Source organism: Rhodococcus artemisiae (assembly GCF_036327795.1).
In the GTDB taxonomy this organism is placed as follows: domain Bacteria; phylum Actinomycetota; class Actinomycetes; order Mycobacteriales; family Mycobacteriaceae; genus Rhodococcus; species Rhodococcus artemisiae.
In genome coordinates, this window is sequence record NZ_JAUTXY010000009.1 from 100,065 (window position 1) to 121,594 (window position 21,530).

The following is a 21,530-nucleotide window of genomic DNA, read 5'->3' on the forward strand; positions in this document are numbered from 1 at the left end:
AACTCGTGCCCGGCACGCCTGCGATCGAATCGCCAACGCATGCACCAGTGAAATCCTGGCTCCGGCCCGATTCAACGCCCGGTTGTCGACGTGAAGCTCGCCTTGATATCGGTCTTCAGCACCTTGCCGACCTTCGAGCGAGGAAGATCCGGCCACACCTCGATCTGCTTGGGCGCCTTGACCGATCCGATGCGTTCCTTCACGAACGCGGTGAGCTCTGAGGAATCGACGTGCTCGCCGGGTTGCGGTTGCACCACCGCGACGACGCGTTCCCCCCACTTCTCGTCGGGCAGGCCGATCACCGCACAGTCCTGGATCGCGTGATGCGCGAGGATCGCCTGCTCGACCTCGGTGGAATACACGTTGAAGCCGCCGGTGATGATCATGTCCTTGGCGCGGTCGACGATGAACAGCAGACCGGACTCGTCCAGATAGCCGATATCCCCGGTGTGGTGCCAACCGAACCGGCCTGCTTCCTCTGTTGCCTCGGGATTCTTGTAGTAGCCGGCCATCACTAGCGAGGAGCGCACCACGATTTCTCCGCGCTCACCGGACGGAAGCAACGTTCCGTCCTCGGCCATCACCGCGACGGTCACGAGTGGGGACGGACGACCGGCCGACGACAGAACCTCGGTGGCGATCGATCCATCGGACCGGCGGTGTTCGTCCGGCGGCAACACCGAGATCATCATCGGCGCCTCGGTCTGCCCGAAGAGCTGCGCCATCGGACCTATCCGTTCGAGCGCCTCGGCGAGCCGAGTCGGGCTCATCGGCGCCGCTCCGTACCAGAAGCACTGCAGGCTCGACAGATCCGTCCTATCCAGATCAGGATGGGAGAGCGCCATATAGATCAAGGTCGGGGGCAGGAACGTGTGGGTGACCCTGCGTTCCGGAACAAGTTCGAGGAATCGGCCGACGTCGGGGCTGCGCATGATGACGATCTCGCCGCCGCTGGCCAGGACGGGGAAGCACAACACCCCGGCTGCGTGGGTGAGCGGGGCCAGCGCGAGGTACACGGGGTGTGCACCGCGAGTCGGGAACGGATAGCTCATCAGCGTGAGCGCCGTCATCGTCTCGAGATTGGTGCCGGTCAGTAGCACCCCCTTCGGTTTGCCCGTGGTACCGCCCGTACCGACGATCATCGCGAGGTCTTCCGGCGCGAACAGATCGGGAGCGTCATCAGGGCCGTCGTCCGAAGCCCTGAATTCGTCCCAGCTCAGCGAGTTTCCGTCGGATTCGCCATCGAGCTGCACCCACGTGTGGATCCCGGGAAGATCCGCTCGGATCTTGTCGACGAGCTCGCGATAGGCCGATGCGTACAACAACACCTCGCAGTCGAAGCGGTCGAGGATCTCCCGGTTCTCGGCCGCCTCGTTGCGCGGGTTTATCGGGCACCACACTCCCCCAGCTCTGCTGATCCCGAAGACACACGCGAACGCGAGCGGATCGTTGCCGGACAGCACGGCGACCTTGCTTCCGGGCTGCACGCTGCGGGCAACCAACGCACGTGCAACATCGTCGGCGAGACCCCGGACGGTGGCGTACGTCCAGGTGTCGCCGTCGGTCGTGAAGCACGGCCGGTCCGGCCCGAGTGAGGCGCCCTTGTCGAGGTAGTCGACTATCCGCATCGAGTCCTCCATCCGATTCAGCAGTTTTTCAGTAGTCCTGAACGGTCAGAACAGGTTTCGAAACCAGACCGAAGCTGCGCAGCACTCCGAGCAGTTCGTGGTGGCCGAAAGCCTGACAGCCGCTGGCGAAGCCCACCCGCTTCGGCGGCTGTTGCACAAGCCAGTTCGCTGCGAACGCCTGCAGAAGTCCGGTCTGCTTGTAGTTGCTGTTTCCGTGGATCACGCAGTGGGCCCGCCCAAGTGGACCCGACGCGTGCACCGAGTCGAGAGACTTGTTGACGCGAGGGTTCTCGCGGGGAGGCATGACATCCATGACCTGACGCGCCGTTGCCGTCAGGGCTGCGTCACGGTCCTCGGGTGACATGTCCTTGGTTGCCTCGAGAGCCTGCGCAACGATCTGCGGAACCCCGTGCATCAGTGCGGCGTTGAAGACTCCACCCTGTGCCTTGACGTTCGCGACGCGCGGGTCGCGGCGGAACCACACCGGGTGCGACGTCCCGCCCCACGGCAAGGACTGGGCAAGTTCGTGCTGACCCGGTACGACGAGCGGCACAAGACCCTGCCCCGGATCGAACGGCACGTATTCGTTCTGCTCGAGGTAGTGCGCGGCCGACGTCGCGGCGTTGACGAGGATGGTGCGGGTCGACGCGATGGTCGGGCTGCCACCCCAGAACACTGCGATGTCGAGGGTGTCGAGTCCCGGCGTCTCGAGACACAATTGGGCCGCGATCTCCCCGATGCTGTACATCTGTGCGATCCCCGGGGCGAGCAACAGTCCGGCCGCCCCGAAGTCCGCTCCGTACTGCTTCTCGCAGGTGATGAGCCAGTCCTGCTCACCGGTCGTATCGGTATAGTGCGCGCCTGCGGCCAGGCATGCCTGCACCACCTCGGGGCCGAGATCGGAGAACGGTCCGACGGTGTTGAGGACGACGCCGGCATCGCGGAACAGGTCGGTCAACGCCTCCACGGTGTGCTCGACCTGCACTACCTCGTAATCCGCTGTCTCGATACCGGGAACGTTGGTTCGCATCGATTCGTCGATCTTGCCCTTGTCGCGGCCGGCGGCGACGAACGGGATACGGAACTCGCGCAGGAACTCACAGACAAGTCGGCCGGTGTATCCGGAGGCGCCGTAGACGACGACGCGGCGGGGCGATTTCGATGTCGGCGTACTCACAGGTCTCTCCCTCACATTCCCATTCCGCCGTCGACCGGAAGGCCGGCGCCGTTGACGAATCGCGCTGCGTCGGACGCGAGGAACACGACGGCGTCCGCCATGTCCTCGACAGTTCCCAGTCGCCCGGACGGGGTCAGATCGACGACGGCGCCCACCGCTTCCTCCGCCGAGCCGAACAACCCGAGTGTCGCCATATCGTTCGCGAGTCCTGCACCCATCGCCGTCGGCACGAGACCGGGATAGACACAGTTGACGCGGACGCGGTAGCCGAGCTTGCCGCTCTCCATCGCCGCCACGCGCGTGAGCCGGTCGACCGCAGATTTGGTTGCCGAGTACACCGAGATCCCGGGGAACGCAATCGTCGCCGCCACAGAGGCAACGTTCACGATCACGCCGCCGTTTCCGGCGGACCCACCCGGTCGCATTGCACGCAAACCGTGTTTGAGCCCGAGTGTGGTACCGAGGACATTGACTTCGAGCATGCGACGGATGTCGTCGGAGGCGACCTCGGTGAGCAAGCTCGAGATCTCGATGCCCGCGTTGTTCACCAGGATATCCAGACCGCCGACGGCCTCGATCGTCGCCGCGATCGCCCGTTCCCAGTCCGATTCCTCGGTGACGTCGAGGCGAGTGAAAGCATGCTGCTGCCCTCCCGAGGGAAGATCGGCTGCAGTCTTCTCACCGCTGTCCTGAATGTCGGCAATCACGACACTCGCACCTGCCGACGCGAGCGCGCGGGCCATTCCTTCACCGAGGCCCTGGGCCCCGCCGGTGACCAGGGCCTTGCGCCCGGTCAGATCGAACACGGTCATCGGTGTCTCCTCTGGTGTCGTAACTCTGCCGGACGGTTCGCGGGATATCGGGCCGTGATGCGGCCGGGGGCGCCTCATCGAATGCGACCGAGAACGTGGTGTGAGTCACAGCGTTGCTCAAGTCTTGACGACTGTCAAGACTCTTCTGGTCAATCGGCCTGATGTTTCTTGCCAAGTGTCACGAACTCGACCGGTCGCCTACACTGGCAGCGATGAACCCCGTGGCAGCGCCCGCCGAGCGGTCCTTTCGCAATCGGCAGGACAAGTACGACGAACGTCGTGTGCAACTGGCCGAGTCCGCCCTGGCGACCCTCGGCGAGCTGGGCTACGCCCGCACATCCCTGCGCGAGATCGCGCAGAACTCGCCGTTCTCACACGGAGTGGTGCATTACTACTTCAAGAACAAGACCGCGCTGATCCTGCACTGCGTCCGCTATTACAAGTCCCGGTGCATGACCAGATACGACGAGATCGTCGACACTGCCTTGACCGCAGACGAACTGCGCCGCGGTTTCGCAGACAAACTCCTCGAGACCTTGCGCACCGAGGCTCCGATGCACCGCCTCTGGTACGACCTGCGCAACCAGGCCATGTTCGACCCCGAGCTGCGCGAAGACGTATCCGCGATCGACAACGGACTGTGCGACATGATCGACCGCGTCCTCACTCGCTACGCCGAACTGTCGGACGCGGTTCCGCGGTACGACCGCAACGTTGCGTACTCGATGCTCGACGGCATATTTCTCGCTGCCCTGCTCGAGCACCTCATCGAGCGCGATGCCCGTACGGAAGCCGGTGAAACCGATGATGCGTCCGCGACGGAGTCCTCGGACCGGTTGCGGGACAAAGCGTTCACACTTCTGCCGGACCTCGTCGCCGCGCCCTGACCGGCCCGGACGGTCCGTTTGGCGAGTGCCTGCCAGGGCGCGCGGTGCGACGAGGAGGTCTCGGGGAGCGCTCAAACCTCGCTGTCGAGGGTCAGTACGACCAGCGGCATGGGCCGATCGATCTTGGACTGGAAGTCCGCCAGCAGGGGGTTGTTGGCCAGCACCCAGGTCGCGAACTCGTCGTAGTCCGCGCCTTCGAGCACCTTGCCGGTCGCTTGGTAGGTCTTGTCCCGGAGCTCGATAGTGACCTGCGGATCAGCCTTGATGTTGTACCACCAGGCCGGGTACTTGTCCTCGATGAACGAGCTCACGTACATGGTGTCGCCCCGGTTCAGAGGACCCAGTGGAGTCGTGTGCCGCTTGCCGCTCTTGGCTCCCGTGGTAGTGAGCAGGATGAGGTCCCCGCCAGCGTAGGCACCGCCCACCTTGCCCGAGTTCTCCCGGAACTCCTTGATCACGTCATCGTTCCAGTTGGCGATGCTGCCTTCCTGGTCCCAAGCCTGGTTCCACGGCGCGTTCGGATCGTCGTAGTCGGTGATGTCGGTCTGATCCGGCTGTCCTGCAGTCGAGTGTGTTTCGCTCATGATTCGAGTGTGTCGCGGATATAGGACAACTATCGTCCTAAAATGAGGTGACGTTCACTGCGGTGCAGACACGCGCCCGCTCCCCGACGACGCGGCGGCGCGATTCCGATCTCACACCTGTCTGAAAGTATTGGTGGACAACATCATTGATCTGACCGGATGGCACGCGCTGATCTCTTGGCGCTTGGACCTTCGGCGGTTCGATGGTGCCCCCAGTCGGACTCGAACCGACACTGTGCGGATTTTAAGTCCGCTGCCTCTGCCAATTGGGCTATGGGGGCCGACTGGATCACCCTAGCGGGTGGCAGACGTCCGCTCGGAGCGAGGCCGTGGATTCACGGCCTCGCTCCGAGCAGACATGTGTCGGTATCGAATGCGGTCAGCAGCTGGTCGGCGCCGGCTCGCCGCGGAACCGGGCATCGATGTACTCGTAGGCGTCCGGGAAGCCGACGACGGCGGTCGTCATGTGCTCGGCGATCTCGTACGGCACGAAGGTCAGTGGCGCACCCTCCGCGCAGTAGCGCCCGGCAACCTCTTCGACCGAGTCGAAAGGTGTGAGCCCGTCCAGCGTTCCCTGCCACAGGTAGACGGGCGCGGTGGGCACACCGTCGAAATGACGCAGGCTGTTCTCCCGCAAGATCTGACGCACTTCCGGGCTGCCCAACAGGCTGGTGCTCACTGCTACCTCAGCGGCACTGCGGAAGGCTCCGTGGAAGAGCAGGAAGCGTCGGCACTCGTTGCCCGTCCAGTCACGCAACCACATGCCCGTCTCGTTGAGTTGATCCGAGATCGGCAGACGTTCCTGGTACTCACGCTCGAGTCCGATCGCAGCGGCGAAGGCCAGGCCGAAACCGGGATGCGGTTCGAGCCCGAGGCCGTCGGCCATCTGCTCGAGGTCGGCGGGAATGCCACCCGCCACCACCGCGGCCAAGTCCAGCTCCGGCGCGTAGGTCGGTGCAAGAGCCGCAGCCCACGCGCTTGCCATGCCACCACCCGAATATCCGGCCAGCGCGACCGGGCTCTCCTCCAGGCCGAGCTCGGCGACATGTTGTACCGCGCGCACGCTGTCCAGCGTGATCATGCCGCCCAGCTTCGCTGCGCCGTAGGCACCGGTGGGGCCGAGATGGTCGGGGACCGACACCGCCCAGCCACGTTCGAGGCCCAACATCATTCCGGGCGATTCCTGCAGCTCCATATTGAACAGCGAGCGTGAGGGGGCGCACTTGGTACCCAGCGAGTTGATGATCGCCTGATATGACACCAACGGCGGGTTCTCGACACCACGGGGCAGCAACACCGTGGTGACCCCGAGGATGGGGTTGCCCAGCGAGTTGGTCGACCGGAACGCGACCTGCCAGCCGTCCGAGTTCGGGTACATCCACGTATCTATACGGCGCGTGCGGACGACATCACCGGGCTCCTTGGCGTCGAGGTCGGCAGGCGCGAGATAGAACGGATCCGGATCAGGATCCGGGTACATCGGATCGGCCGCCGCGACAGGCGGCACACTCATCCCCACGAGAATGGCCCCGAGGACCGCTGCCATAACCACGCCGAACCTTTGTCGCATGAGTATCCCTCCCGATTACCGCAGCATCAGCGCCAACCGCTCTATACTCACGCCTCGCCGGATCGTTACCGGATGGTCTCATTTGTCGGTATTCGCGACCAGATTCTGTCTACTGCACGATGGAAAGGGCGATTCCGTCCAGGATGTCGTGCTCGCTCACAACAAGTTCGGTGATCCCGGCACGTCGACCGAGCTCGTCGGCGAGCACGGTGGTCACGATCGAACCACCACCGATGACATCGACGCGACCTTCATGCATGGGCCCGAGTGCCGCACGCTCGGTGCGGGTCGCGGCGACGAGCCCGTCGCACACTTCCTTCAACCGGTCGAACGGGACCGACGACAGGTGAATCTTCGCCGGGTCGTACACGTCGAGGTCGTGGGCGAGCGCAGCCAATGTGGTCATCGTCCCCGCGACACCCACCCAAGTGTGTGCCTCCTCGACGGGAACGTGTTCGAGCGCTTCGGCGATCTTCTCCCCCGCGACCACGCGCGCAGCCGCAACCTGGTCGGCGGTGGGTGGGTCGTCGTGCAGGCACCGCTCGGTCAGGCGCACGCAGCCGATATCGGTGGAATATGCCGCATGCACACCGTTCTCGTCGCCCAGCACCACTTCTGTGGAGCCGCCACCGAGGTCGACGACGACGAACGGCCCCCTGGCCGGGTCGAGTTCACCCACCGCGCCGGTGAACGACAGGCGTGCTTCCTCGTCGCCGGTGATGACTTCGGCTTCGGCACCGGGGATGACCGCGCCGAGTACCTCGCGGGTCATCGCGAAGAAGTCTTCACTATTCCGGGCGTCGCGGGTCGCGGACGTCGCGACCATCCGCACGGCGGTGGCGCCGGTCTCGCGGATGAGGTCGGCGTATTCGACGAGTGCGACGCGGGTGCGTTCGATCGCTTCGGGTGCGAGTCGACCCGTCGCGTCGACACCCTGCCCGAGTCGCACGACCTTCATGAGCCGGGTGACGTCGGTGAGGGTCCCGTCGTCGGCGATGTCGGCGATCAGCAGGCGGATCGAGTTGGTGCCGCAGTCGACGCCGGCGACACGAACAGTGCTCACTGGGACTCTCCGCGCAGCTCGGCGTAGGTCGGCCAGTCGGCGGGAATCGCGGTACCGCGCAGCCCGGCGTCGGCGGCGAGCGCCACCGATTCGTCGCCGAGCGGATTGACTCCCGGTCCCTTCGCGAGCGAATGCGCGATGAGCACGTGCAGGCACTTGACGCGGTCGGGCATGCCGCCGCCGGTGAAGTCTGTGCCGAGGGATTCGATGGCGTTGCGTTCGTCGAGGTACGACTCGTGGGCGCGCCGATACGCGGCGGCCAGGTCGGTGTCGGTGCCGAGCCGCTCCGTCATCTCCCGCATCACCCCGGCCGATTCCTGACGACTCGCCTCGGCGGTGAGCCGGGGGTCGGTCAGGTAGTAGAGCGTGGGGAACGGGGTGCCGTCGGGCAGTTTCGGTGCGGTCTTGACCACCCCGGGTGCGCCGTCGGGGCTGCGGTAGGCGATGGCAAGGACACCTCGTGGTTCACGCCCGAGCTGGGCGGCGACGGCGTCGAGGTCTTCCTGCGGAACGGGAGCGGTCACCCGGGGATATCTCCTGGTTCTGGGGGTGCCACGGGCATGCGCTGCGGCACCGGGTCGGTGTCGGGTTCGGGTGGCGGTTCGACCACCGAAAGCCACAGGTCGCTGTACCAGGCGCCGGTGGACGGTGCTTCGGGTTCCTTCTCCTCGTCGACGAGAGTCACGTCGCCGGGCAGCTGGACCTGGTAGGGGATGTCGCCGGGCATCACGAAACGCAGTCGCTCGCGCGCTTCCGCACGAATCCAGGCGGGATCCTCCATGTGCGTCTTCTGCTCTTCGAGCGCAGCAATCTCGCGTTCGAGCTGCTCACGTTCCTGCGCGATCTGATCGGCTTCCGAGCGTTGACTGACGTAGGTGCGCAGCGGCACCGCAAGCGTCAATGCGAGTCCGCACACGACGAGCGCGAGGATCACGGCACGTCCGGTGGACAGTCCGAGGATGGTGCGTTCGGTGCGGGGGTTGCGTCCGTCGCGGGGAGCTCCGACGCGGGTGGGCCGCGCACGGCCCGCGCTGCCACGTCCACGACGGGACGAATGAGCGGGGTCCTCTCGACCAGCGGGACGTGCGCCCGCGGTCTCGGGACCGACATCGGCCGGTGCGGTAGATCCCGAAGGACGGGTCCGACTGGGACGACGGGCCCCCACCGCACCCTCGGTGCGGCTGCGGCGGGCGCCGGGTCGGGATCTACCGCGCTGGCTCATACCTGACTTCAGCCCTCGATGTTGAAGCGCGGGAACGCGAGCTCGCCGGCATAGCGGGCAGCGTCGCCGAGCGACTCCTCGATGCGCAGAAGCTGGTTGTACTTCGCGACACGCTCGCTGCGCGCCGGGGCACCGGTCTTGATCTGCCCGCTGCCCACGGCCACGGCGAGGTCGGCGATGGTGGTGTCCTCGGTCTCACCCGACCGGTGGCTCATCATCGTCTTGTAACCGTTGCGGTGCGCGAGGTCGACGGCGTCGAGGGTCTCCGTCAGAGTGCCGATCTGGTTGACCTTCACCAGCAGCGCGTTCGCCGCACCCTTGACGATGCCGTCCTCGAGGCGCTCCGGGTTGGTGACGAACAGGTCGTCGCCCACGAGCTGGATCTTGTTGCCGATCTTTTCGGTCAGCGCAATCCAGCCATCCCAGTCGTCCTCCGACAGCGGATCCTCGATCGAGACCAGCGGGTACGCCGAGAGCAACTCGTCGTAGAAGTCCGCGAGCTCGTCGGCGGTGCGGTTCTTGCCCTCGAACGCGTAGCCGGTGCCCTCGGTGAAGAACTCGGTGGCGGCGACGTCCAGTGCGAGCGCGACATCGCTACCGAGCTTCAGACCGGTCTTCGCGACGGCCTCGCTGATCAGGTCGAGTGCTTCCTTGGTGCCCGCAACATCCGGCGCGAATCCGCCCTCGTCGCCGAGGCCGGTGGCCAGTCCCTTGCTCTTGAGCACCGACTTGAGTGCGTGGTACACCTCGGTGCCCCAGCGCAGGGACTCCTTGAACGTGGCGGCACCGATCGGCGCGACCATGAACTCCTGGACATCGACGCCGGTATCGGCGTGAGCACCACCGTTGAGGATGTTCATCATCGGCACGGGCAGGATGTGGGCGTTCGGGCCGCCCAGGTAGCGGTACAGCTCCAGACCGGAGGTCTCTGCACCGGCCTTCGCGACCGCGAGGGACGCACCGAGGAGGGCGTTCGCGCCGAGACGGCCCTTGTCGGGGGTGCCGTCGGCGTCGAGCAGTGCCTGGTCGACGGTGCGCTGTTCGGTGGCGTCGATGCCGATGATGGCCGGGGCGATCTCGTCGAGGACGGCCTCGACGGCCTTCTCGACGCCCTTGCCGTTGTAGCGATCGCCGCCGTCACGCAGCTCGACAGCCTCGTGCTCGCCGGTGGAGGCACCGGACGGTACGGCAGCGCGAGCGAAACTTCCGTCCTCGAGCAGCACCTCGACCTCGACTGTGGGGTTGCCACGGGAGTCGAGGATCTCGCGGGCTCCTACCTGCTCAATGATGGCCACTGGCTGATTCTCCTTCGATGGACTTCACGCTGCGGGGTCTGCACGCTGGGGACAGCGTAACCGCCACGACCAGGCAGTGAAGCACGGGCGCGCCGCCCAGGACAGTTACGGCGCGCCACCCAGGACAGTACGGCGCGCCGCCCGGAGCGGTGCGGGAGCGTCGACTCGGCCGCAGGGTCGGCATCACGGCTGCACACCCACGCCGTATGCGGCGGCGCGGTCGCGCACCAGCGCGAGATACTCACCCGAGAGGTTGTAGGCCATCAAGGCCCTCGTCCAGCCTTCCGGAGTGGTGAGGTCGCCGCCGCGATCGCACAGGTAGCGCCCCGCGGTGAGGGCCGCGTCGTCGATGTTGTCGGGATCTGCGACACCGTCGCCGTTCGCATCGGCACCCCAGCGTTTCCAGGTCTCGGGGATGAACTGCATGGGTCCCATCGCCCTGTCCAGAATCGGGTCGCCGTCGAGTTCTCCCCCGTCGGTGTCTCGGATCTCCGCGAGCCCGGGCCCACCGTCGAGCGGGACTCCGCGAATCTCAGGTCTCGCGGTCCCGTCCTCGTCGAGGCTCGCTCCCCCGTGCCGCCCGTGATTGCTCTCGACGCTTCCGATACCCGCGAGGGTGGTCCAAGCCAATCCGCAGCCGGGATTCGTTGCGGCGAGGACGGCCGCAGCGTGCCCATATCCCTCGAGCGCGATGACCGGGATGCCGAGGGTGTCGGCCTGAGGTTCGGCCCAGTCGCGCAGGAGGGCAGAGGTCCGGCCCGGCCCCTCGAAATCGATCGGCGGCACGGGCGCGCCAGGGCCCGGCGGAACACCGTCGGGAATCTCTATTCGCGGTAACTGGGGTGAGCGAAGATTGGAACCGACCGCGATGATCACCACCACTACCAGCGCGCTGAAGAGGAGCAGCGGCCAAGCGGAGCGACGACGTCGTGGAGCGGGATACACATCTCCATCTTCCACACGCGCGCACAACCGCAGGTGAATGCGCCTGCGCGGGCGATCACGAAGATCACCCGCGCAGACTCGGACGGTGGAAGCCCCGAGGGGTTATCAGGCTCCCACCGCGAGAGCAGCGTCCTGTCCGGACGCAGTCTTCATAGTTGCCCTCGACACCGACCACGCTTCCCACGCGCTGCCGACGATGTCGTCGAGGTCGTGGCGGGCGTGCCACCCGAGTTCGGTGCGGATCCGGTCGGCATCGGCGACCACGCTGGCAGGGTCGCCGGGCCGGGGGTCTTCGATCCGCCAGTCGAACGGCACGCCACTGGCTCGGCGCGCCGCGCGCATCACGTCGAGCACGCTGGCGCCGCTCCCGCACCCGACGTTGAAGACGGCTGCCATGGGAGCAGTGTCCATGGTGTCGACGACAGTGGCGTGCGCGTCGGCGAGGTCGGTGACGTGGATGTAGTCGCGGATACACGTGCCGTCAGGGGTGTCGTAGGTGTCGCCGAACACCGATGGCGGCTCGCCACGGTCGATAGCCTGGAACACGCGGGGAACGAGGTTGTGGACCCCGCGGTCCGCGAGTTCTTTGTCGCCGGCACCGGCCACGTTGAAGTAGCGGAGCGCAGACCAGCTCAGCCCTTCTGCGGCGGCGATATCGCGAAGCAACCACTCGCACATGAGTTTGCTTCTGCCGTAGGGTGATTGGGGAAGTGTCGGAGCATCTTCCGTGACCGTACCGGCGCTCACAGCGCCGTACACCGCGGCACTCGACGAGAACACGATCCTGCGTACCTGTAACCGCACCATCGCGGCGAGGACGCTCTGCATGCCATGAACGTTCTGCCGGTAGTAGTAGGAGGGGCGAGTGATCGACTCGTCGACGGCTTTCCGGCCGGCCAGGTGCACCACACCGTCGATGTCGTACATGTCGATCACGTCCATCAAGAAGTCGGTGTCGAGGACGCTTCCCACTTCGACGGGCACACCGGCCGGGAGCAGTTCCGGATGCCCGGCCGAGAGGTCATCCACCACCACGACATCGCGGCCACCCGATATCAGGGCGCGCACGACATGGGTGCCGATGTATCCCGCGCCTCCGGTCACCAACAACATAGCTTCCACCCTTCATGTCGGGAGAGTTGTACGTATCGAATGGTCTTCCTGCCCGGTTCGATTCGACCGGGGTCAATAAGTCCTGTCGCCACGGACGACGACACCGAAAGTTCTGCACAGGATCGAGAGATCCATCGCGAAGGACCAGTTCTCGATGTATCGGAGATCGGCCCGGGCCGCTTCCTCCCACGAGAGGTTGTTGCGTCCGCCGATCCGCCACAATCCGGTGAATCCCGGTTTGACGACCAGGCGACGCGCTCCACCCCCATCGCCGTACCGCACCGGTTCGGAGCCCACCGGTGTCCGCGGGCCGACAAGCGCCATGTCGCCGCCGACCACATTGAACAGTTCGGGCAGTTCGTCGACGGAATGCCGGCGAAGGAATCGGCCGAGCCACCTTGACTCGAGATCGCCGCGAAACGCGTACATGGCGAAGGTGCGGCCGTCGCGTCCCACTCGGTCATGCCGGAGGAGTACCGGCCCTGGGCCGTCGAGACGGATGGCAGCAGCGACGAATACGAGAACGGGCGAAATGACGACGAGAATCAGCAGCGCGAACACTCGGTCGACGATGTTCTTGACGACCCATACCGGGCCGCTGTATCGAGGGGCGCTCATCTGCAGGAGTGGAAGACCTGCAAGGGGCGAGATGTACAGGCGTGGCCCCACGACATCGATGAGAACCGGGGCGACGAGCAGGTCGACTCCGACGCCCTCGAGTTCCCGCTCGAGCTTCCGCATTCGCGCGCAGGAGCACCTGTCGGACGGGAGCAGCGCAACCGCATCGAACTTGTGCACCTCGGTGACCCGGATGATGTCGGCGTCGGTTCCCAATACCGGAACGTCGTCGATCGCCACGGGTGATCCGCGGGGAACGGGAGGAGCATCTTCCTCCGGCACGGGCGCGAGACAGACACCCTCGACCTTCCAACCCGATTCCTCCGATCCATTGGTGCGGCTGACGAGTTCGTGGATCTCTTCCGCATTCCCGACGACAAGGACGGAGCGCAGGTACCGACCATGCCTTCGAGCACGCAACACCATGATCCGCAGTACTTTTCGAGCGGCGAGGGTTAGTACCAGTGCGAGTGGTAACGCCCCGAAGATGTAGGCCCGGGCCTGATCCGCACCCAGCGAATATGCAAGGATGGCCGCTGCCGCCACCGCGTAGAGATAGGCGCGGACGATTCGGCGATACTCTTCCAGTCCTGATCCCAGAATTCTTCTGTCCCAGACTTTCTGAACTGAAATCGACAACACGGTGACAACGGTGCAGACCACGAGCACGGCGACTCTCTGCCCGTCGGCGAGGCCCGCGGTCGGGTGGTATCCGACGGCGACGATCAGGTTTGCCAGAGCGAGACAGAGCAGGTCGCAGCACAGCACCGACACTTCGTAACGACGCTCCCACCTCGCGGGACGAACGATACGATCGGACACGATCCTTCGGGGTGCCGTGAATGCACGAGCCGGAGCTATCGGATCACGTACCGGTGCGGCGACTGCAGCAAACTCGCCGATGCGCTTGTACATCAAGGTCACCCCTGTTCGGAGCCGTCGGACCCCCGACTCTCAAACCGTACCTTGAGACTGTTTTATTCGCAATAACAAACTGCAAGTTCGGGACTATAGCGCGACATCCCCGAGGAACATTCGGCGGGAGTCGTTGCTGTCGACATTCCAGGGAAGCGTGAGTGCACCGACCTCGAGCAGTCGCTCGATATCCTCCGCCCCCTTCGGCTTACTCATCAGGAATCCTTGTGCACGAACACAACCCACATCAAGGAGGTAGCTCACCGCACCCACGGACTCGACACCCTCGGCGACCACGTCGAGTCCGAACGATGCAGCCAGCCCCACGATCGAATCGATGATGACCCGGTCACCTTCGCTTCGGTCGAGGTTCTGCACGAACACCTTGTCGATCTTGAGAGTGTCGACCGGCAGAGACTTGAGATGCCCGAGGGAACTGTATCCGGTTCCGAAGTCGTCGATCGCGATTCGAACCCCCAACCGCTCGAGCTTCGCGAGTGTGGATCGCGTGCGCCGCAGATCGCCGACGACCACATTCTCGGTGATTTCGAGGCACAGTTCCGAACCGAGAAGACCGTACTGTTCGAGGACCTGCTTCACATAGACGTCGAAATCCAGGGAGACCAACTGGACCGGCGACACGTTGACACTCATGACCAGGTCGAGCTCTCTGAAATCATGTTTCCACTGCCCCAGCTGTGCGCATGCGGTGTCGAGCACCCAGGCGCCGAGTTCCCCTGCCAGATTGGTGGATTCGGCGACCTCGATGAACTCGAGCGGCTGCAGCTTCCCCAGTACCGGATGGTTCCATCGCACGAGCGCCTCGAGGCCGAGGATCCTTCCGGTGCGCAGATCGACCTCGGGTTGGTATTCGAGCATGAGGTGGTCGTCGTCTATCGATGTGCGCAGGTTCATCTCGATGATCGTTCGCCGCTCGCCCCGGTCGTTCATGTCCTCGGTGAAGACGCCGACGCTGTTCCCGCCCTGTGCCTTCGCAGACATCATTGCCTGGTCTGCCCGGCTGAGCAGTGTCACCGACTGGATCTCACCGGGCTCCCCCAGCGCAACTCCCACACTGACACCGCGCCCGACCGTCTGGCCGTCGAGGGCGACGGACTCTCCGACGTGTTGCAACATCGCTTCTGCACGAGCGGTCACCTGGTCGAGTGTTGCGGGGCCGTCGAGTACCACCACGAATTCGTCGCCGCCCAGCCGCGCGACCATGTCGTCACGGCCGTTTCCGTCCGACAACCGTTGAGCGATCCGGCATAGATATGCGTCGGCTGCACGGTGACCGAGAAAGTCGTTCAGTGCCTTCAATCGGTCGAGGTCAAGGAACAGCACTCCGACGGACCCGAGCCTGTCTGCACGTAGTCGGTCGTCGAGGTGCTCGAACAGGGCGCGCCTACTCGCAAGCCCGGTCAGCGCATCGTGGTAGGCCGCGTACCTCAGATCTTCCTCCGCACGGATACGTGCCTGTACCTGGGTCAGCAGTGCGGCAATCAATTTCAGTGTGGTGACCTCACTGTCGTTCCAGGCCCGATCGCCCTCTTTGATCAGGCCCAACGCGCCGGTCGTGACCTGGCCGGATACAAGAGGCACGGCTGCCACCGACACATTCGGCATCCCGGATCCCTCGAAGATTCGGTGGCCGTACCCTTCCCAGTCCGGGTCGGCGGATTCCATGACACGCGGACGACTCAACAGGGGTTCTTTCATCACTGCAGATGCCGCGAAGATGGGGTCCGCTTCGTGGAAGTAGATCACCCCCAGCGGGTCGGGATCCGGAATCACCGCCCTCGGCGGCCATTCGGCGACCAGACGCGTGGCGCCGACGTCATGGTCGTTGTACCGGAGAAAGGCGGTATCGACGCCGAAATGTTCGACGAGTTCGCGGAGCACGTCCCGTGCCGCGACGACCTGGGTGGCGGCGTCGGCAGGCATCAGGTGCGCGGCGACGCGCGTGACGAGTGCATCCAGTGTGTGCTCGGTGCCGTGCATCGCCGTCCTCCGTCAGCCCAGTTCACTCTGGTGGATGTACCGAACGCGGTCGGGACGACGGCGGCTGCGATCCGGCGCGTACCGAGCCCTCCCGATCCTCATCACGAGTGCAATTCGGTCGTCGTCCGCGACGCCCAGCGACACGCCGAACTTCTTGCGTAACGCGTCGAGGGAACCTGCGTGCCGATGCGAGAGCCGATCCAGGTCGGCGAGAGTGTCGGCATACATGAATATCGGCGAGACCGGCTGGACCGCCAGCCCGAGGGCCTGCGCGCGCACCCACACGCTTTCGACCACTGTCCCGGCGTGCACGTAGTCGCTGGCAGCGCCTCCTTCGGTGAGGACCACTACCAGGGCTGCACTTCCTCGTACCCGGTCTCTCGTGATGCGCCCCAGTCCGCCCCCGAGGTCCCAATCGTCGAGCTGGTCGAGAACGTCGTCACGCAGAACCACATCGAGCATCGCGCTCTCCGCCGCGTCGAGCCCGAGTGACTTCACTTCGATGCCGCTGTCGGCGTCCTCGCTGTTGTGCCAACGTAGTTCACCGACCATGTCCCGCCTGAGTTCTCGGGTCAGGTACCGGATTCGATCCGACTCTGCCAGAATCTCGGCGCTCTCCTCGAGTGTTCCGGGATCGGTCACGACCCGGATCCGGCCGCTTTCCAGTGCTGCTGCGTCATACAACGCCGTGACCTCGCCGCCGGTGAGAACGCGGTCGTGGGTGGGATGCCGGTTCGTCGCACGCGCGAGCACCGGACCGTACAACTCCGAGAAGTGAGGATCGGCCCCGTCCCCGAACTCCAGCGTCGCGACAGGTCGATTCTGATCGATCTCGGCGGTGGAAGGCACACTCACCCGTCCGAGGATTCCGTGGGCCGCGGCGGCGACCTTCGCATTGAACAGAGCCGCTCCGACCGCGATACAGCTGCCACGGTGGCGCAGGTCCATCAGTACCGGGGCAGGCTCCGGAGCGATCGCAAAGACGAGCCGTCGAGGTTCGACGGTGATCGACCAGGGTTGACTGTTGCCTCCGGACGGTGCCCGAATCGCGGCGTGGACCATCGCCTCGACGGGCTCGTCCGGCACCGGTTGAACATTCGGTTGCGCCGGTGTCTCGGTCGCGTGGGCAGCCGGAGACTCCAGGCGCTCGAGAAGTACGTCGAGGTCGACCCGACCGCGTCCCGAATCCACCTTGTTCCCGAGCACAATGTGCCGGATCACCGCTGCGATCGTTGCGCCGCCGAGTGCCACGTCGCTTGCCAATTGCGGCCAGGCTTCGAGTGTCTCGTCGATCTCCAACATCGAGGCGGCCAACCGTGTCGACAGTTCGCCGGTGCCGAGGATTCGCAGCACGTGCGGAACCTTGTCTCGACTCGACAGCTCCGAAAGAGCCTCGACATCGACGTCGCCGAGCAGACCGTGGAACGGTAGGCGCTCGGGTTCGAGGTCGAATCGCTCGACATCGATCAGCCCCCTGTCGCTGGTATGCATCACGACGGGGATTCGCCTTCGTGCCGCCTCCACTCTCAACAGCATCTTCACGTCCAGGGAGTCGCACTCGTCGACCAGGACATCGACACCGTCGAGAAACTCGCTCACGGTACGCGGGACGACGCCGTCGCACCACACCCTGACAGGCAGGTACGGGTCCGTCTCTGCGATCCGCCGCGCGGCGACCACCGCCTTGTTGATTCCCAGATCGAGCAACGTGCCCGGCACCCGGTTCAGATTGGACAACTCCAGCACGTCGAAGTCGGCCAGCCGAATCTCACCGCAGACCCCTTCGAGGGCGAGGGTGTGCGCCACCGCGTGCCCGACACTGAGACCGACGATCCCGGCTGTCACGGACTCGAGCCGCTCCTGTTCGGCAGCGGTGATCTTGTTCCGGTTGCGATCGAGACGCAGTCTCCGGAACGACTTCGGTCCGAGCACCCTGATCGCAGTACTCCGCCACGGGTAGTACGCCCATCGTGGGGTCTCGTCACGAGCGGCTCCGGCCCCGAGTCGATGGAGGCCCTCACGCTGTTCCACCAGGCGATCGACCAGCACGACCCCGGCCTCGTCACGCAGTCGCTCGAGCTCGTCCACATGGTCCGGGCGGTCCTCGGACAGAAGCACGGCGGAGTGTGCTTCGTGGTCGCCGTGCCCCGCATCTGCGATCGCACCACCGGGAGCAACCGGCCCGGCGCTCATCCGACCTCCGAGCTCAGGAGTTTCTCGAGTTCACGAGTCCGCTCGCACGACCCGCTCTCCCGCACATCCCAGAGGAGAAGGCGTGTCCGGTACCGCGAATCCGGATACGGACACGGTGGAATGTCGTCGATGATCCGAGCACCGCACTGCGTCCACATCTCCAGTGCGTTGTCGGCAGCAGTGCCCACGAGATACCGGGCGCCCAGGAGCTCCATGCAGTAGGTCGTGGTACGCGCAACCGCGGCACTCAGTTGCCGTCGCCGCGGTACTCCGGCAGCGACCCAGCCCATCTTGGACTCGACCAGACCGTGCGGCAGACACTCGCCGAGTACTCGGCGGATCGCAGAGCGGTGTACCGGATCGGACCACTCGACCATCGGGTGCGCGTCGTCGGCACTCCGATAGGGCCCCAGTGCCCGTGACCCGCCGACCACCACACCGTCCGCGTCGAGCGCAGCGAAGAAATACGTAGTGGAGCCACCGTCGATGATCTTGTCGTACTCGATCGCGACTTCGACACCGTACTTCCGGTACGCGGTGAGCGCCCCGGACACGAGCTCCGACCACAGGTCCGGCTCCGCGGACGGCGACGCTGCGACGAATCGATATCCCGAATCCTCGTCGTGGAACTCGAGAGTTCGTCCCGCGAACAACGGAGACTGCCTTTCGACACTGCGGTCCATATCGGCCTCCGATCGGTGGCCGTCCACCGCATCGGACAACCTCACCTCGGACGCCCGCGCGTCGACGACCCTGACGAGTCGCCGTTCGCGCTCGCCCACGACCGGTGACAGGGTTACACCGATATGGTCACCCATCCCTGCACCACTCGTCACCGTTACCGGATTTCTGAGGCAGAATCATGCTGGCGGAGTGATCATCCGAGGGACACATACAGGTCGGCTTCACCGTGCTCCGGAAGAACGAGTATCTCTTCCGTGAAGGCTCGCGTGATCTCGCCCCTCTTGTCCGCCGCCTCGACCTGATCCCACAGGTCCTCGCACGGGTTGGGTGATGCACCGTCGGGAACGAACCGCGCTGCGTACTTTTCGGACACTCTGACCAGCGAGTCTCCGATCACCAACTCGTCGATGTTGTCGCAGCGATATCCGGCGACGGCGGACCATCCTGCTTCGGGGTGTCGGACGTAGGCCACCGTCACGTCCCGGACACCACGGTCTCGGAGTCGCTCCAGGGTGAAGGTCATCAGGTCTGCGGCACGGCCGAGTACCCCGGGCGCAGCCCCCGGCACCACAAGCCCACCGACCCGGTATGGGCTGACCTTGACAATGGCGAATGTCATTGCAGTTCACCGCACTTCGTGGATTGCACTGCCACGTAGAGATCGACCCCGAACGCATGCGGATAGTATTCGAAATCGCCGGTGAACGTCCGCTCGATCTCACCACGACGCTCCGCCTCCCAGATCTCTTCCCACAACTGGGAGAAGATCTCGGCGAAATCGTCGCCCGTCACAGAGAACTTTGCGTACGTTCCCGCAGGTAGGCGGGAGACCATATAACCGGGAGGCACGTCGTCGAGCGATTCGCAGCAGTACCCGACTGTCTGAATGTAATAGGAACCGACCTCCTCGGCGTAATCCGTGTAGGTCGACGCGAGTGGCCCCGAAGTCTGCCCGTTCAGGACTGCGAACCACGCCTTCTCCAGATGCGGGTCACGCACTTTGCCGAGCGCCCGTCGTGGACTTCTCACCGGCAGGCCTGCAACGAGGGTTTCTTCACGATCGATCAATCGAAACGGCATCGGGTGTACCTCCATGCAGCACGAACTTCCTCCCCGTGCGCGCGCTGCCCGACCCCTCGCACGCAATACCGGACGCTTTGAGACTAGGTGCAAAATCTGCCGGTTTCAAACATTCACGAAAACCAACTTGAAGATTTTTTTCTCATCATTGCCAAACACCAAGATCAGCTTCTGGCGCCGAGCACAGGAAACGGTTTCCTAACGCTGCCCGGCAGCACCGGCCCACGCCCGGGTGGCCGTCAACCACCGGGTCTCGTAGGCCGACATCACGATCTGCCGGCCGTCGACGGCGACAGTGGTCCGCTGGTCGGTGGTATTGACGATCACGCGCGCAAGGTGGGATTCGAGCGCGACCACTCCACTCCCCAGTTCCAGCTTCTGCCGATCGACGGTCGGTGGGAACCACCGGACGAAACGCTGGAGAACGTCCAGAAACGGCAGCGGCCGACCGCCGTCTCTGGCCCAGGTGTCCGTCCACAGGCAGGACGCGCACTCCTGTCCCTGCGGTCGTGGGCTCCAGTACAGGACGGTGTCCGCGCCACTGCTCGCGAATTCGATCATCGCCGCGATCCTCAGCGCGACCTGGTGGTCCCAGGACCAGCCCGGTTGCGTCGGCTCGACGTACCACTCCGGCCACCAGATCGGCAGATCGACCTGCTTACGGAGCCACGTGTCGACCGCGGCGAACTTCTGAACAGCAGTGAACTCGTCCGGCGCCCCCTGCGCCGTGGTCGCGTGCGCGTCGACGGCGACGAAATCGGCGCCGTCCCGGTGCTGGTTCCAGAAGGTGAACGCGTCGAGGTACCTCTGATCCACCGCTCCCCACGCCCCCTGCAACTCCGAAGAAGTACCGGGCGAACCGGGCGCCTTGCTCGCGAACTCGACATACGGTCCGCCCACCTGATTGGCCGGATCCACCGCCTTCACCGCGTCGTACACGGCGTTGTAGAGGTGGGTGTACCCCTCGGCATCCCACCGATTGAGTTCGTCGTCGAAGAATCCCTTGAACTCGTTCCAGACAAGGAAATGGCGCACGTACGGATAGCGCCTGGCCACAGTGGCACTCAGTGCTGCGAAGTCGGCGAAATGCTCGGGATACGGAGCGGCTTCGAGCCGATCCCAGTCCGTCTCCCCTCGCTCGCCACCCTTCATCCAATCCGGGGCGCAGCACAGCACGATCACCGGAGTGCCGCCACTGTGGCGAATGAAGCTCATCCGACGGTCGAGACTGCGGAAGTCGTACACGCCGGGTGACGGCTCGGGATTGTCCACACCCCAGCCCATGATGGCCTGGGCCTGCACCATCGGCACCGACCCGATCGCAGCCTCGGCGGTGGCGACCGCAGCGGGTTCACCGTCGTCCGCACTGAACTGCGTGTGGGTGAAGCCCCAGCCGGGCGTCTCGCTGTCGCCTGCCCGGCTGGATAGAAGTATTTCGGGGGACACCAGGTACACAGCCAGCGTCAACGCAGCCACGGCAATGACCGCGGGCAACCGGATGACGGCACATCGTCGGTGCCCTCGCCGCCCGCCCGGCACCACTAGACAGTGGTGCGTCATGGTCCCGCGTCCTCACTGTCATACATGCGTCGACCCGTGCGCCGAGTTCTTGAAGACGCCCTGCGGGATCCGTGCGCGAAGGCCCAGGAGCAACGCGACGACGACTGCGGTCAAGGCGAGAAAGACAGCGCCCACGGCAATCGCGGCTATCAGGATCACACCCGTCAGAATCTCGATCATGGC

20 protein-coding genes and 1 tRNA gene are annotated in these 21,530 nt (G+C 64.9%); 1 reads left to right on the plus strand and 20 read right to left on the minus strand.

Going from position 1 to position 21,530, the window contains the following annotated elements; all coding sequences use genetic code 11:
• Positions 1-71: 71 nt before the first annotated feature.
• Genes Q7514_RS19145 through Q7514_RS19155 form a run of 3 tightly spaced genes read right to left on the minus strand, consistent with a single transcriptional unit; the run spans position 72 to position 3,617 of the window.
• Positions 72-1,628, minus strand: coding sequence for an AMP-binding protein (locus Q7514_RS19145; protein WP_330134858.1), 1,557 nt, complete (start codon positions 1,626-1,628; stop codon positions 72-74).
• A gap of 28 nt (positions 1,629-1,656) precedes the next feature.
• The gene (locus Q7514_RS19150; protein ID WP_330134859.1) at positions 1,657-2,805 is read right to left on the minus strand and encodes a DUF5938 domain-containing protein; all 1,149 of its coding nucleotides are present in this window, start codon (positions 2,803-2,805) and stop codon (positions 1,657-1,659) included.
• Between the two features lie 11 nt (positions 2,806-2,816).
• Positions 2,817-3,617, minus strand: a complete 801-nt coding sequence (locus Q7514_RS19155; protein WP_330134860.1) for an SDR family NAD(P)-dependent oxidoreductase — start codon at positions 3,615-3,617, stop codon at positions 2,817-2,819.
• Between the two features lie 212 nt (positions 3,618-3,829).
• Here Q7514_RS19155 and Q7514_RS19160 point away from each other — a divergent pair, with 212 nt between their 5' ends.
• Positions 3,830-4,504 carry a TetR/AcrR family transcriptional regulator gene (locus Q7514_RS19160; protein WP_330134861.1) on the plus strand — a complete coding sequence of 225 codons (675 nt, stop codon included), beginning with the start codon at positions 3,830-3,832 and terminating at the stop codon, positions 4,502-4,504.
• Between the two features lie 71 nt (positions 4,505-4,575).
• Here Q7514_RS19160 and Q7514_RS19165 read toward each other — a convergent pair whose 3' ends face one another.
• The 17 genes from Q7514_RS19165 to Q7514_RS19245 form a co-directional block, all read right to left on the minus strand.
• The gene (locus tag Q7514_RS19165) at positions 4,576-5,088 is read right to left on the minus strand and encodes a nitroreductase/quinone reductase family protein (protein WP_330134862.1); all 513 of its coding nucleotides are present in this window, start codon (positions 5,086-5,088) and stop codon (positions 4,576-4,578) included.
• Positions 5,089-5,292: 204 nt separating this feature from the next.
• A tRNA-Leu gene (locus tag Q7514_RS19170) sits at positions 5,293-5,369 on the minus strand.
• A gap of 98 nt (positions 5,370-5,467) precedes the next feature.
• On the minus strand, positions 5,468-6,658 hold the full coding sequence (locus tag Q7514_RS19175) for a lipase family protein (RefSeq protein WP_330134863.1): 1,191 nt from the start codon (positions 6,656-6,658) through the stop codon (positions 5,468-5,470).
• Positions 6,659-6,767: 109 nt separating this feature from the next.
• On the minus strand, positions 6,768-7,721 hold the full coding sequence (locus tag Q7514_RS19180) for a Ppx/GppA phosphatase family protein (RefSeq protein WP_330134864.1): 954 nt from the start codon (positions 7,719-7,721) through the stop codon (positions 6,768-6,770).
• Positions 7,718-8,245: a DUF501 domain-containing protein gene (locus Q7514_RS19185; protein ID WP_330134865.1), complete on the minus strand. Its 528-nt coding sequence runs from the start codon at positions 8,243-8,245 to the stop codon at positions 7,718-7,720. The genes Q7514_RS19180 and Q7514_RS19185 overlap by 4 nt, the downstream gene beginning before the upstream one ends.
• Positions 8,242-8,943: an FtsB family cell division protein gene (locus Q7514_RS19190; protein ID WP_330134866.1), complete on the minus strand. Its 702-nt coding sequence runs from the start codon at positions 8,941-8,943 to the stop codon at positions 8,242-8,244. The genes Q7514_RS19185 and Q7514_RS19190 overlap by 4 nt, the downstream gene beginning before the upstream one ends.
• An 8-nt stretch (positions 8,944-8,951) precedes the next feature.
• Complete coding sequence (eno, locus tag Q7514_RS19195; RefSeq protein ID WP_330134867.1) at positions 8,952-10,238, minus strand: phosphopyruvate hydratase; 1,287 nt, start codon at positions 10,236-10,238, stop codon at positions 8,952-8,954.
• Between the two features lie 183 nt (positions 10,239-10,421).
• Positions 10,422-11,183 carry a lytic transglycosylase domain-containing protein gene (locus tag Q7514_RS19200; protein WP_330134868.1) on the minus strand — a complete coding sequence of 254 codons (762 nt, stop codon included), beginning with the start codon at positions 11,181-11,183 and terminating at the stop codon, positions 10,422-10,424.
• A gap of 105 nt (positions 11,184-11,288) precedes the next feature.
• The gene (gene galE / locus Q7514_RS19205; RefSeq protein ID WP_330134869.1) at positions 11,289-12,296 is read right to left on the minus strand and encodes a UDP-glucose 4-epimerase GalE; all 1,008 of its coding nucleotides are present in this window, start codon (positions 12,294-12,296) and stop codon (positions 11,289-11,291) included.
• A 72-nt stretch (positions 12,297-12,368) separates the two neighbouring features.
• Positions 12,369-13,736, minus strand: coding sequence for a sugar transferase (locus Q7514_RS19210; protein ID WP_330134870.1), 1,368 nt, complete (start codon positions 13,734-13,736; stop codon positions 12,369-12,371).
• 186 nt (positions 13,737-13,922) lie between these two features.
• The gene (locus Q7514_RS19215; protein WP_330134871.1) at positions 13,923-15,830 is read right to left on the minus strand and encodes a putative bifunctional diguanylate cyclase/phosphodiesterase; all 1,908 of its coding nucleotides are present in this window, start codon (positions 15,828-15,830) and stop codon (positions 13,923-13,925) included.
• Positions 15,831-15,842: 12 nt separating this feature from the next.
• Complete coding sequence (locus Q7514_RS19220) at positions 15,843-18,023, minus strand: Rv1355c family protein (RefSeq protein WP_330134872.1); 2,181 nt, start codon at positions 18,021-18,023, stop codon at positions 15,843-15,845.
• Positions 18,020-18,841 carry a hypothetical protein gene (locus tag Q7514_RS19225; protein ID WP_330134873.1) on the minus strand — a complete coding sequence of 274 codons (822 nt, stop codon included), beginning with the start codon at positions 18,839-18,841 and terminating at the stop codon, positions 18,020-18,022. Before Q7514_RS19225 ends, Q7514_RS19220 begins: the two co-directional genes overlap by 4 nt.
• A gap of 59 nt (positions 18,842-18,900) precedes the next feature.
• Positions 18,901-19,326, minus strand: coding sequence for a hypothetical protein (locus Q7514_RS19230; protein ID WP_330134874.1), 426 nt, complete (start codon positions 19,324-19,326; stop codon positions 18,901-18,903).
• Positions 19,323-19,787 carry a GyrI-like domain-containing protein gene (locus tag Q7514_RS19235; protein ID WP_330134875.1) on the minus strand — a complete coding sequence of 155 codons (465 nt, stop codon included), beginning with the start codon at positions 19,785-19,787 and terminating at the stop codon, positions 19,323-19,325. Before Q7514_RS19235 ends, Q7514_RS19230 begins: the two co-directional genes overlap by 4 nt.
• A gap of 198 nt (positions 19,788-19,985) precedes the next feature.
• Complete coding sequence (locus tag Q7514_RS19240; protein ID WP_330134876.1) at positions 19,986-21,263, minus strand: glycoside hydrolase family protein; 1,278 nt, start codon at positions 21,261-21,263, stop codon at positions 19,986-19,988.
• Positions 21,264-21,365: 102 nt separating this feature from the next.
• A complete protein-coding gene (locus Q7514_RS19245; protein ID WP_330134877.1) occupies positions 21,366-21,527 on the minus strand; it encodes a hypothetical protein in 162 nt (53 codons plus the stop codon).
• Positions 21,528-21,530: the final 3 nt, after the last annotated feature.